Genomic DNA, 12,288 nt, shown 5'->3' on the forward strand with positions numbered 1-12,288 from the left:
CACGCAAAAGGGCACCTGCCCAACGGACAGGTGCCCTTTCCCATGTGCCCTCGGCAGGATTCGAACCTGCGACACCGGCTTTAGGAGAGCCGTGCTCTATCCCCTGAGCTACGAAGGCGTGACCGCTGACAGCCTAGCGGATCGCCTGGTGCGGGGTCGCCTCCATATCGACGCCCGCCCCGGACGCGCCGAGACCGGCCGCTCCCGCACCGGTCCGGCAGCGCGAGGACGCCTTCCCCGGCGGGGTGTTCGGCACGCCCCGAGCCGAATTCCCGCGCACCGAGGCCGCCTTGGCCGCGTGGCCGGGGGAATTCCGGCCGATTCGGTTTGAGGGCGAACGCGCCGGTCGATGGGACACCCATGGAATTCCTTCGCCCCGCCGGCTGGGAGGAGGCGCTCGCCGCCAAGGCCGAGCACCCCACCGCCGTGCCCATCGCCGGCGGCACCGACGTGATGGTCGAGATCAACTTCGACCACCGCCGGCCGGAGTACCTCATGGACCTGAACCGCATCGGGCTGCTGAGCGAATGGGAGACCGGCGAGGACGTCGTACGGCTCGGGGCGTCCGTCCCGTACACGCAGATCATGGAACACCTGCGGGTGCAGCTCCCGGGCCTGGCCCTCGCCTCGCACACCGTCGCCTCCCCGCAGATCCGCAACCGCGGCACCGTCGGTGGCAACCTCGGTACGGCCTCCCCGGCCGGTGACGCGCACCCGGCGCTGCTCGCCGCGGGCGCGCAGGTCGAGGCGGAGTCCGTACGGGGCTCCCGGCTGATCCCGATCGACGCGTTCTACACCGGGGTCAAGCGCAACGCCCTCGCGCCCGACGAGCTGATCAAGACCGTGCACGTCCGCGTGGCGGACGGGCCCCAGCAGTTCTCCAAGGTCGGCACCCGCAACGCCATGGTCATCGCCGTCTGCGCCTTCGGCCTCGCCCTGCACCCGCGGACCCGTAGTGTCCGTACGGGCATCGGCTCGGCGGCGCCCACGCCGGTCCGGGCGAAGACGGCCGAGGAGTTCCTCGCCGCGGCCCTGGACGAGGGCGGGTTCTGGGAGTCCCGCAAGGCCGTCACCCCGTCGATCGCCAAGCAGTTCGGGGATCTCGCGGCCGCCGCCTGCAACCCCATCGACGACGTCCGCGGCACCGCCGCGTACCGCCGCCACGCCGTCGGCGTGCTGGCCCGCCGCCAGCTCCTGTGGACCTGGGAGGAGTACCGCGGCGGCGCGGCCGCCTGACCGCGGGCCCGGCCCGGCCGTCCTCAGACGCCCATCGGGGTGTGCAGCTCCACGACGACCTCCACCTCGACCGGCGCGTCCAGCGGCAGTACCGCCACGCCCACCGCGCTCCGGACGTGGATGCCCGCGTCGCCGAAGGCGGTGCCGAACAGCTCGCTCGCCCCGTTGACCACGCCCGGCTGGCCGGTGAACCGCGGATCGCTCGCCACGAAGCCGACCACCTTGACCACCCGTTTGACGGCGGACAGGTCGCCGGCCACCGAGGCGATCGCGGCGAGCGCGTTCAGCGCGCACTGCCGGGCCAGCCCCTTGGCCTGCTCCTCCGTGACCTCGGCCCCGACCTTCCCGGTCAGCGGCAGGGCGCCGTCGACCATCGGGAGCTGGCCGGAGGTGTAGACGTGATGCCCGTTGACCAGCGCGGGCACGTACGCGCCCAGCGGGGCGAGGGTCTTCGGGAGGGTGAACCCGGCCGCCGCGAGCCGCTCTTCGGGGGTGCCGCTCGTCATCCTGTGTCTCCTCGGTCTCGTTGGTCCGGTCGGTCGGTCGGTCGGTCGGTCGGTCGGTCGTTCGGTCGGTCCGTCGGCCGGTCGGCCGGTCGATCGGTCGATCGGTCGCGTCGGCTCGTCGTCTCGTCGCGGGGCGGTCTCAGGGGCGGGTGACCCGGACCTGGAAGCTCCCGTTGCGCAGCTCTCCCACCACCGAGATGCTGACCCCGGCCTGATCGTCGGTGAAGGTCTCGCCCGGCCGGAACGGCGCGTCCGACAGCTCCCCGTGCACATTGGGCCGCCGGGTGCAGCCACCGCTGCCGATCGCGCTGTCGGAGACGGTGACGGGCCCGCGCCCGGTGTCCACCTGGGAGTCCACCTTGTAGATCAGTACGCCGGGCTTGCAGACGGCCTCGTCGTTCCCGGCCTGGGTGCGCACCTCCACCGCGTACCCGGCGGTCTCCGACAGCGGTACGAAGGCCAGCTTCGTGCCGCCCTCCACGGCCAGCGGGGTCAGGGTGTGGTCGCTGACGCCGGATTTCGCGGCGCAGCTGATCTGCGAGCTGTCCAGCCAGCCCAGCTTCCACTTGTGCCAGCCCAGCAGGTCGTTGTTGGCTCCCCAGTCCTCGCTCATGATGTCCCAGTGCCCGACGGTGCCCCCGCCGTCGGAGGTGTAGAGGTCGGGCAGCCCGAAGACGTGCCCGTTCTCGTGCGGGAGCACCCGGTAGCCGGTCTCCCGGTAGGTGCCCGAGCCGTCGTCCTGGCGGCTGTAGACGAAGGACGTGTTGGCGAGCGGTACGCCGTCGGCCATCGGGGCCTCGGCGTTGCCGGAGAAGGTCACCGAGAGCACCGTGTCCAGGGCGGACGGCCCGGCGTTCGGCGTGACCAGGATGTTGACCAGGTCGTAGCGGCTGAAGTCCACCTCGGCGTCGGCGGCCTTCGCGATGTGCTCGACGAGCTGCCGGTAGCCCGGCTCGTACGCGGATCCGCGCTCGATCCCGTACGCGGCGAACGGCATCGGCATCCGCAGCCAGGTCCTTATCGGCGCCTCGGCCCGGTACGTGAGCCGGCCGTAGGAGCTGGTGCGGAACCAGTCGGAGGTCTGGGGGAAGAACTCCGCCATCCGGTCCAGCGCGGTGCCCTCGCCCTTGGCGTCCGGGAAGTCGATCATCAGGTTCAGCGCGCGGACCTCGCCGGTCGAGCGGGAGTACCCGGGAGGGGTCGGCAGTCCCTCGGACATCTGCACGCCCATCGCGCCGGTGATCCGGCAGGGCGCCAGTACGGACTCGGCGCTGGTGGCCACGGGCCCGGACGCGGAGTGGCCGCGGCTGGATATCCCGGTGCTCGCGGTGGCGGTGATCCCGAGGGCCAGCACGGTCAGGCCGATGTACGCGCCGGCGCGGCGTGGTCTGCGTATCCGGTGGCGGGTCTGCGGCATGGAGATCGCCTTCGGGTCCGCGGCAGCCGGCCGGGCCCGGACTGCGCTCTGTGCGATCACCCTCCGTCGGCTGCGGCGCGCCCGCGCGTCGGGTGCGTCCGAACGGGAACCGGGATGTGACCCAGGTCACACAAGAGAGTGAAATAACCGGGGACGCATTCCCCGTTTGTACGGGAGTCCCGCAAAGCGGGGACCGACTCCCCGTTTGGGGGGCGGGTACGAGACCCAGGCCCAGGGAGGCCTCGCATGAAGCGCCCCACCACCCCGGCGGCGGACCTGTCCGCCCCGGAGGCGGCCGTGGACCTGTCGGCGGATGCGTCCGCGGGCGGCGTGGACCGGGCCCCGGCGTCGACCTCGGCGTCGGCCCCGTCATCGGCGTCGGCCCCGGCGGTCTCGGCGTCCGGCCCGGTCCCGCGGCCGCGCGCCGACGCCGTCCGCAACCGCGAGCGGATCCTGGTGGCGGCGCGCGAGGTGCTGGTGGAGCAGGGCTCGGCCGCGCCCTTCGACGAGATCGCCCGCCGGGCGGGCGTCGGCAACGCGACCCTCTACCGCCACTTCCCCGACCGGGCGGCCCTCGTCCACCACGTCGTGCTCTTCGTGATGGAGCGGGTCACCGTCCAGGCCGAGGACTCCCTCGCCGAGGAGCCGGACGCCTTCGCCGCGCTGTGCCGCTTCACGCACGCCGCGGCGGACGAGCGGATCGGCGCCCTGTGCCCCATGCTCGCCGGGGACTTCGACGGCGAGCACCCCGAACTCATCGCGGCCCGCGAGGCCTTGGCGGAAACCGTCGAGACCCTCGTGACCGCAGGTCAGAAAGCCGGGCTGGTCCGGACGGACATCGGCGTCGGCGACCTGATGATCGCCCTCTCCCAGCTCAGCCGGCCGTTGCCGGGCATCTCGTGCATGGCGGTGGACGGGTTCGTCCACCGTCATCTCCAGCTGTTCCTGGACGGGTTGCGGGCGCCGGCCCGCTCCGAACTGCCGGGTGAGGCGGCCACCCTCGAGGACCTGAGGCAGAAAACCATGTGACGCCCCGGGTCGCGCCCGCTAGCGTCGTAAACCCGCCTTAATCAGTCTTAAAGATCATATTTCAGTCATTCCACACAGTAAGTGGGTACCCCCATGTCAAAAACAGCCGCGCCCGCGCCGCTGGCTGCCGACCCCAGTCGCTGGAAGGCACTCGTCTTCATAGCCCTGGCCCAGCTGATGGTCGTCCTCGACGCGACGATCGTGAACATCGCCCTCCCGTCCGCCCAGACCGACCTCGGCATCTCCGACGGCAACCGCCAGTGGGTCATCACCGCGTACGCGCTGGCCTTCGGCGGACTGCTGCTCTTCGGCGGACGCATCGCCGACAAGTGGGGCCGTAAGAACGCCTTCATCGTCGGCCTCATCGGTTTCGCCCTGGCCTCCGCGCTCGGCGGCGCCGCCAACGGCGAGGCCATGATGCTGGGCGCCCGCGCCCTCCAGGGCGCCTTCGGCGCGCTGCTGGCCCCGGCCGCGCTCTCCCTGCTGGCCGTCATGTTCACCGACGCCAAGGAGCGCGCCAAGGCCTTCGGCATCTACGGTGCGATCGCCGGTGGCGGTGGCGCCGTCGGCCTGATCCTCGGCGGCTTCCTCACCGAGTACCTGAACTGGCGCTGGACCTTCTTCGTCAACATCCCGTTCGCGATCATCGCGGCCGTGGGTGCCTGGATGATCATTCGTGAGCCCGCCGGCGGCCGCAACCGCGCGCCGCTCGACATCCCCGGCGTGATCCTGTCGACCACCGGCCTCGTCGCGCTGGTCTACGGCTTCACCCGCGCCGAGTCGGCCGGCTGGTCGGACGCCCTCACCGTGACCATGTTCGTCGCCTCGGCGGTGCTGCTCGCCGCCTTCGTGCTCGTCGAGTCCCGCGTGAAGTCCCCGCTGCTGCCGCTGCGCGTCCTGCTGGAGCGCAACCGCGGCGGTGTCTACCTCTCGCTCGGCCTGGCCGTCATCGCGATGTTCGGCCTGTTCCTCTTCCTCACCTACTACCTGCAGGTCGTGAAGGGCTTCTCGCCCGTCAAGACCGGCTTCGCCTTCCTGCCGATGATCGCGGGCATGATCACGGGCTCCACCCAGATCGGTGCCCGTCTGATGACGCGGGTCCCGCCCCGGCTGCTGATGGGCCCGGGCTTCCTGCTCGCCGCCACCGGCATGCTGCTGCTGACCCAGCTCGAGGTCGGTTCCTCGTACCCGGCGCTGATCCTGCCGGCGCAGCTCCTGCTGGGCCTGGGCATGGGTACGGCGTTCATGCCGGCCATGTCGCTGGCCACGCACGGGGTGAACCCGGCCGACGCCGGTGTCGCCTCGGCCATGGTCAACACCTCGCAGCAGGTGGGCGGCGCCATCGGCACCGCGCTGCTGAACACGATCGCCGCCTCGGCGACCACCGCGTACCTGACCGACCACGCCGCGGAGGCCGCGGCGGGCGGCCCGGCGGCGAAGCTGATCCAGGCCCAGGCGATGGTCGAGGGCTACTCCTCCGCCATCTGGTGGGCGGTCGGCATCCTCGTCGCCAGCTCCGCCATCGCCCTGACGCTGATCAACACGGGCCGGCCCGGCGCCGGCGGTCCGGTCGCCTCCGGTGACGGCGCGGGTGCCGACGCCGACGTGAAGATCCCGGTGATCGCCCACTGACGCGGCGCGGGGAACCCCCGGAATGACTGATGGCCCCGTGCCGTTCGAACCCGAACGGCACGGGGCCGGTCTTGTTCCCGGCCTAGGCCGCCCCGCCCGGCCCGGTGATCTCCTCGCCGATGGTGAACCCCTTGGCGGGACCCGAGGGGATGGTGGCGCCGGTCCCGTAGGAGGCCCTGACCTCGTCCTCGTAGACGGCGCTCTCGGGGTCGGGGACGCTCAGCACGGTGACGGTGCCGCCCGCGTCGTAGTCGTCGATGAGCACATGGACCGGAATCCCCGCGCGTGCGTACTCCCGTCGCTTGCGGGTGCGGTCACGCGTGATGTTGTCGTGGCCGGGGGAGACGACCTCGACGATGAGCCGGACTGCGGTGGCCTCGATTCCGAGGCCGTCCTCGGTGACGTGTTCCTCCGCGTCATCCAGGGAGATGAACAGGTCGGGGATCCAAGCCTTGCGGTGGTGGACGACGTTCACGTCCTGGTACGCGGCGTACTCGCCACGTGGCAGGAACGCGCCCAAGGCGCGGCGAAGCCGGTTCGCGATCCGTCCGTGCGAGTAGCGACCCGTGGGTGACTCAGTCTGGGTGTCGCCGGCCGGGCGGCACAAGCGACTCTCCCGGTTTGGGGTGGATGGGCTGGTTGTCGGCTATGCAGCGATTCGCTGGCGGGCCAGGCAACCAGAAGCGGCCGCTGGTCGTCTTCAGGGGCGGAGTGAGCAGCCACGGGACGCGCCGCGGAGTGTGACGACGGTCACGTGAGCGCGGTGGCGGGGCAGGATACTGCAAGATCTCCAAAAAGAGGGACCGGCGTGGGAATTCTGTCCCGATTCCAGTCGTTGTTTCCTTCGGAAGCGGGCACTCGGGAGAGTGTCCAGGGACGCGGAGCCGCGTTCCAGCAGCCGCACCGCGACCTAACTCATTGCAAGGGAGCACGCATGGCAACCCGCGCCGTCGCCCGTCGTCAATCCAGGGGCAGCGCCCGCGCTGTGGGCGGGGAGATCGCCGACCGCGACCTGGTGGGCATGTACCTGGACGAGATCGCGCGTACCCCGCTGCTCGACGCGGCCAAGGAAGTGGAGCTCTCGCAGATCATCGAGGCGGGCGTGTACGCCCAGCAGATCCTCGACGGCGAGATAGAGCGCGAGGGCGAGACCCCGGCCCGCGAGGAACTGGAAGCACTGGCCGCGGAAGGCGAGCGGGCCAAGGAGATCTTCATCCGCTCCAACCTGCGCCTCGTCGTGGCGGTCGCCCGCCGCTACCCGCGCAGCGGTCTGCCCCTGCTCGACCTGATCCAGGAGGGCAACGCCGGCCTGGTGCGCGCCGTCGAGAAGTTCGACTACGCCAAGGGCTTCAAGTTCTCCACGTACGCCACGTGGTGGATCCGCCAGGCCATCACCCGCTCCATCGCCGACCAGTCCCGCACCATCCGCCTCCCCGTCCACCTGGTCGAGGAGCTCGGCCGGATCCGCCGCGTCCAGCGCGAGTTCAACCGCGAGAACGGCCGGGACCCGGAGCACGCCGAGATCGCCGCCGAGCTGGACTCGACGGAGAAGCGCGTGGGCGACGTACTGGACTGGGCGCGCGACCCGGTCAGCCTGAACATGTCGGTGGACGACGAGGGCGAGACGCAGTTCGGCGACCTCCTGGAGGACACCTCCGCGATCTCCCCCGAGCAGTCCGTCCTGTCCCTCCTGCGCAGCGAGGAGCTGGAGGACCTGCTGGGCAAGCTGGACCAGCGCACGGCGTCGATCATCAAGATGCGGTACGGAATCGACGACGGCCGCGAGCGGACCCTGACCGAGGTCGGCAAGCAGCACGGCCTGACCCGCGAGCGGATCCGCCAGATCGAGAAGCACGCGCTCCTGGAGCTGAAGCGGATGGCCCGCGACACGGGCTTCGACGCGGTGGCCTGACCCGCCCCCTGCCCGCACTGCTCCGCCCGCGCCGCCCTGCCGGCCCCCTGAACGAGCCCCCGGTGCCTACCCCCCCAGGCGCCGGGGGCTCCCCCTCGCCCGCACTCACCCCTGCGGGGACACGGCCGCCGTGAGCCGGGACGCGAGCGCGCCGGCCGCCGCGGCCAGGAAGTCCGGGGAGTGCACCGTGAAGGGCGCCGCGGTCAGCGCCAGCCGGGCCGCCACCCACTCCGGGGAGTCCCCGCTGGCGAACCGCACCCGGCAGCCCCCGCCCACGGGCTCGGCGTGCTGGCGCAGCCACCCCGGCAGCGCCTCGGCCGGGGCCGCGAACGACACGTCCACCGCGTACGTCTCCCCGCCCCGCAGCCCGCGCCGTACGAATTCCGCCGCGTCGACCGGCAGCTCCCGCGGCGCGAACCGGGCGCCCGTCGCGAACGGCTCCGCCACCCGGTCGACCCGGAACGTCCGCCAGTCCCCCCGGTCCAGGTCGTACGCCACCAGGTACCACCGGCTCCCCGTGCTGACCAGCCGGTACGGCTCCACCAGCCGCCGGGTGTCCGCCCCGTCCCGCGCCCGGTACGCGAACCGCAGCCGCTCGGGCCCCGCCACCGCCGCCGCGATCGTGGTCAGCGTGCGCGGGTCGATGCTCGGCCCGTCCCCCCGGGTCACCGCGACCGTCGCCGACTGCAGCGCGCCCACCCGGCGCCGCAGCCGCCCGGGCAGGACCTGTTCCAGCTTCGCGAGGGCCCGTACGGACGCCTCCTCCACCCCCTCGATCGCATGCCCGGCGCCCGCCCGCAGCCCCACCGCGATCGCCACCGCCTCCTCGTCGTCCAGCAGCAGCGGCGGCATCGCGGCGCCGGCCACCAGCCGGTACCCGCCCTCCGCGCCCAGCGTGGCCTCCACCGGGTAGCCCAGCTCCCGCAGCCGCTCGATGTCGCGCCGGATCGTGCGCGGGCTCACCCGCAGCCGCTCCGCCAGCTCGCTCCCGGGCCATTCGCGCGGGGTCTGGAGCAGGGAGAGCAGGGTCAGCAGCCGTGCCGGGGTGTCGGTCATGCCGTCCAGATTGCCTGGGAAATAGGACACTAACCGACCTAGATGCCCTCTAGGTTTCTCCTCATGACCACCGAGACCACCGAGACGTCCCAGCCACCCAGTGAGCCCACCGACCGCCGCCGCTGGCTGGCGCTCGCCATCGTGATGACCGCGTCCTTCATGGACCTGGTCGACGTCACGATCGTCAACATCGCGATACCCAGCATGCGCCAGGACTTCGGCGCCTCGACCAGCGCCATCCAGTGGATCACCGCCGGCTACGCGCTCGCCTTCGCCGCCGGCCTGATCACCGGCGGTCGTCTCGGTGACATCTTCGGCCGCAAGCGCCTCTTCCTCGTCGGCGTCGCCGGCTTCACCGCCGCCTCGCTGCTCTGCGGCATCGCGGCCGATCCCGCGATGCTCGTGGCCTCCCGCCTCCTTCAGGGAGGCATGGCGGCGATGATGGTCCCGCAGGTCCTGGCGATCATCCATGTCACCTTCCCGCCTCAGGAGCGCGGCAAGGTCTTCGGGATGTTCGGCGCGATCGTCGGCCTCGGCGCGGTCTCGGGACCGATGCTCGGCGCGCTGCTCACCGAGTGGAACCTCTTCGGCCTCGAATGGCGCACGATCTTCCTGATCAACCTGCCCGTCGGCATCGCGGCCGTCATCCTGGGCCGCAAGTTCATCTCCGAGTCCAAGGCCCCGCAGGCGCTGCGCCTGGACCTGGTCGGCGTCGTGCTCGCCACCACCGCCCTGGTCATGCTGATCTTCCCGCTCACCCAGGGCCGGGAGAACGGCTGGCCGCTGTGGGGCTTCGTCTGCATGATCGCGTCGCCGCTCGTCTTCGCCGCCTTCATCGCGTACGAGAAGTACAAGATCAAGAAGGACGGCTCCCCGCTCGTCGAGCTCTCCCTCTTCAAGGTCAAGAGCTTCGCCGGCGGCATCGCGGTCCAGCTGGCCTTCGGCCTGGCCACCGGCATCTTCTTCCTGGTCTGGACGCTCTACATGCAGATGGGCCTCGGCTGGACCCCCCTGCACGCGGGCAGCACGGGCATCCCCTTCTCCATCGCCGTCTCCGTCGCCGCCGGCCTCTCGGTCGAGAAGCTGGTCCCGCGCTTCGGCCGCAAGGTGCTCCAGGCCGGCGCGCTGGTCATGGCCGCGGGCCTGCTCCTCTACGTCTGGGAGTCGCAGCGCTACGGCATGGAGATCGTCTCCTGGCAGATGGCCGCCCCGCTGGTCGTCATGGGCATCGGCATGGGCCTGATCGTCGCCCCGCTGAACGACACCATCCTGTCCCAGGTGCCGCGCGAGCACGCCGGCTCGGCCTCCGGCCTGATCAACACCACCGGCCAGATGGGCAACGCGCTCGGTCTCGCGCTGACCTCGGTCGTCTTCTTCGGGTCGATCGAGGACGACAGGATCTTCGGCGTCCCGTACGTCGAAGCCTTCCGCGGCGCGCTGTGGTGGGTCGTGGCGGTGCTCGTCGTGATCTTCGCGGTGATGTTCGTGCTGCCGCGCAAGCAGATCCCGATGGACCAGCGCGAGGGCGGCGCGCAGGACGCCCCGGCCGCACCCGAGGCGGTCCCGGCCGGCTGACCGGCTCCCGCGCCTTCCTGACGGGCATGTCCGCTCCTGTGGGCGGACGTGCCCGTTTGGTTTTGTTTGGCCATGGATCGTCGTACAGTGGGGCGTAATCCGTCGAAACGGACGTGAATCCACATGTACGCACCGGAACGCCAGCAGGAGATCCTGCGGCTCGCCCGCGAGGCGGGCCGCATCGACGTCCTCTCCCTCGCCGACCGCTTCCAGGTCACGGCCGAGACCGTACGCCGCGACCTCAAGACCCTGGACCGGGCCGGCCTGGTCCGCCGCGTGCACGGCGGGGCCATCCCGGCCGGCCGCCTCGACTTCGAACCGGACCTCACCGAACGCGAGGCCACCCGCGCCGACGAGAAGGACCGCATCGCGGCCGCCGCCCTCGCCGAACTCCCCGAGGGCGGGAGCATCGTCCTCGACGCGGGCAGCACCGTCGCCCGCCTCGCCGCCGCGGTCCCCGTCGACTGCGCGCTCACCGTGGTCACCCACGCCCTGCCCGTCGCCGCCCGCCTCGCCGACCACGCCGGCATCGACCTCCACCTCGTCGGCGGCCGCGTCCGCCACCGCACCCGGGCCGCCGTCGACGCCTGGGCCCTGCGCGCCTACGCCGAGATCCGAGCCGACGTCGCCTTCCTCGCCGCCAACGGATTCTCGGCGCACGGCCTCTTCACCCCCGACCTCGCGGAAGCCGCCGTCAAGCGGGCCGCCATGGCGGCCGCCCGCCGGGTGGTGCTGCTCGCCGACTCCTCGAAGGCGGGCCGCGAGCACTTCGCCCGCTTCGGCTCCCTCGCGGACGTGGACCTCCTGATCACCGACCAGGGGCTCGCCCCTGCCCAGCAGGCGGCCATCGAAGCCGCCGGTACGGAAGTCGTGCTCGTATGATCCTCACCGTCACCCCGAACCCCTCCCTCGACCGGACGTACGAGGTCCCGTCGCTGGAGCGCGGCGCGGTGCTGCGCGCCACCGGCGACCGCGTCGACCCCGGCGGCAAGGGGGTCAACGTCTCCCGCGCGGTGGCCGCCGCAGGGGTCTTCACGACGGCGGTCCTGCCGCTCGGCGGCGCCCCGGGCGCGCTGATCGCCGAACTGCTCGGCCTACAGGGCGTGGACGTCACGGCGGTGACGGTCGCCGGGCAGACCCGATCCAACATCGCGCTCGTCGAACCGGACGGCACCCTGACCAAGATCAACGCACCCGGCCCCGAACTCACCGCGGAGGAATCCGCCCTCCTGCTGGAGACCGTCCGCACCGCCGACGGCCACCCCGACTGGATCGCGGCCTGCGGCAGCCTCCCGCGCGGCCTGGCGCCCGACTGGTACGCCGAACTGGTCGCCCGCGCCCGCGAGGCCGGCGCCCGGGTCGCCCTCGACACCTCGGGCCCGCCGCTGACCGCCGCCCTGCCGGCCCGCCCGGACCTGGTCAAGCCGAACGCGTCGGAGCTCGCCCAGGCGGTCGGCCGGCCGCTCGCCACCCTCGGCGATGCCATCCGGGCGGCCGAGGAGCTCCGCTCCCGGGGCGCGGGCGCGGTGCTGGCCTCGCTCGGCGCCGACGGCCAGCTCCTGGTGAGCGCCGAAGGCACCTTCCACGGCACGGCCCCCGTGGCCGCAGTCCGCAGCGACGTCGGCGCGGGCGACGCCTCCCTGGCCGGGTTCCTCATCGCGGGCGGGACCGGCTCCAAGGCCCTCGCCTCGGCCCTGGCCCACGGCGCGGCCGCGGTCCAGCTCCCCGGCAGCGCCATGCCGACCCCCGGGGACCTGCGCCCCGAGGCCGTCCGCATCACCGAGAACCCGCCCGCGGCCCTCGGCCTCTCCGCTCCCGTCGCTCCCTAGGTGTATTGATCACGAGCGTTGTTGACACTGGGCGGGTCTTGAACATGGCGAAGACCTCCGGTGTGGTGGGAGCTGTCTAGGAACTCACCGCACGGA

At 72.1% G+C, this 12,288-nt stretch carries 10 protein-coding genes, 1 tRNA gene and 1 pseudogene; 7 read left to right on the plus strand and 5 right to left on the minus strand.

The genetic code is table 11. The features are described 5' to 3' along the window. Positions 1–45: 45 nt before the first annotated feature. Positions 46–118, minus strand: a tRNA-Arg gene (locus ACFYZS_RS38315). Between the two features lie 242 nt (positions 119–360). Here ACFYZS_RS38315 and ACFYZS_RS38320 point away from each other — a divergent pair. After that, entirely contained in the window at positions 361–1,236 is an 876-nt protein-coding gene (locus ACFYZS_RS38320) for an FAD binding domain-containing protein (RefSeq protein ID WP_389023565.1), read from the plus strand. Between the two features lie 23 nt (positions 1,237–1,259). Here the strand turns inward: ACFYZS_RS38320 and ACFYZS_RS38325 are convergent, their stop codons facing one another. Beyond that, complete coding sequence (locus ACFYZS_RS38325) at positions 1,260–1,742, minus strand: RidA family protein (protein WP_389023568.1); 483 nt, start codon at positions 1,740–1,742, stop codon at positions 1,260–1,262. 139 nt (positions 1,743–1,881) lie between these two features. Next, positions 1,882–3,159: a M6 family metalloprotease domain-containing protein gene (locus tag ACFYZS_RS38330; RefSeq protein WP_389023570.1), complete on the minus strand. Its 1,278-nt coding sequence runs from the start codon at positions 3,157–3,159 to the stop codon at positions 1,882–1,884. A gap of 246 nt (positions 3,160–3,405) precedes the next feature. Here ACFYZS_RS38330 and ACFYZS_RS38335 point away from each other — a divergent pair, with 246 nt between their 5' ends. Both ACFYZS_RS38335 and ACFYZS_RS38340 read left to right on the plus strand, forming a co-directional pair. Then, positions 3,406–4,188: a TetR/AcrR family transcriptional regulator gene (locus ACFYZS_RS38335; protein ID WP_389023573.1), complete on the plus strand. Its 783-nt coding sequence runs from the start codon at positions 3,406–3,408 to the stop codon at positions 4,186–4,188. A 93-nt stretch (positions 4,189–4,281) separates the two neighbouring features. Continuing rightward, positions 4,282–5,820: an MFS transporter gene (locus tag ACFYZS_RS38340; RefSeq protein ID WP_389023576.1), complete on the plus strand. Its 1,539-nt coding sequence runs from the start codon at positions 4,282–4,284 to the stop codon at positions 5,818–5,820. Between the two features lie 82 nt (positions 5,821–5,902). Here ACFYZS_RS38340 and ACFYZS_RS38345 read toward each other — a convergent pair. After that, positions 5,903–6,430: pseudogene (locus ACFYZS_RS38345) on the minus strand (Uma2 family endonuclease); the annotation flags it as partial. 324 nt (positions 6,431–6,754) lie between these two features. On the opposite strand from ACFYZS_RS38345, the gene ACFYZS_RS38350 reads away from it, so the two are divergent. After that, positions 6,755–7,732, plus strand: coding sequence for an RNA polymerase sigma factor RpoD/SigA (locus tag ACFYZS_RS38350; RefSeq protein WP_389023579.1), 978 nt, complete (start codon positions 6,755–6,757; stop codon positions 7,730–7,732). Between the two features lie 105 nt (positions 7,733–7,837). Here ACFYZS_RS38350 and ACFYZS_RS38355 read toward each other — a convergent pair whose 3' ends face one another. After that, complete coding sequence (locus ACFYZS_RS38355) at positions 7,838–8,788, minus strand: helix-turn-helix transcriptional regulator (protein ID WP_389023582.1); 951 nt, start codon at positions 8,786–8,788, stop codon at positions 7,838–7,840. A 63-nt stretch (positions 8,789–8,851) separates the two neighbouring features. Here ACFYZS_RS38355 and ACFYZS_RS38360 point away from each other — a divergent pair, with 63 nt between their 5' ends. The 3 genes from ACFYZS_RS38360 (at position 8,852) to pfkB (ending at position 12,192) form a co-directional block, all read left to right on the plus strand. Next, positions 8,852–10,363 (plus strand): MFS transporter, encoded by a 1,512-nt coding sequence (locus tag ACFYZS_RS38360; protein ID WP_389023585.1) that lies wholly within the window; start codon positions 8,852–8,854, stop codon positions 10,361–10,363. Positions 10,364–10,486: 123 nt separating this feature from the next. Further along, positions 10,487–11,245, plus strand: a complete 759-nt coding sequence (locus ACFYZS_RS38365; protein WP_389023588.1) for a DeoR/GlpR family DNA-binding transcription regulator — start codon at positions 10,487–10,489, stop codon at positions 11,243–11,245. Further along, positions 11,242–12,192: a 1-phosphofructokinase gene (gene pfkB / locus ACFYZS_RS38370; protein WP_389023591.1), complete on the plus strand. Its 951-nt coding sequence runs from the start codon at positions 11,242–11,244 to the stop codon at positions 12,190–12,192. Before ACFYZS_RS38365 ends, pfkB begins: the two co-directional genes overlap by 4 nt. The last annotated feature ends 96 nt before the right edge of the window (positions 12,193–12,288 follow it).

The organism is Streptomyces sp. NPDC001903 (genome assembly GCF_042891345.1).
Classification (GTDB): domain Bacteria; phylum Actinomycetota; class Actinomycetes; order Streptomycetales; family Streptomycetaceae; genus Streptomyces.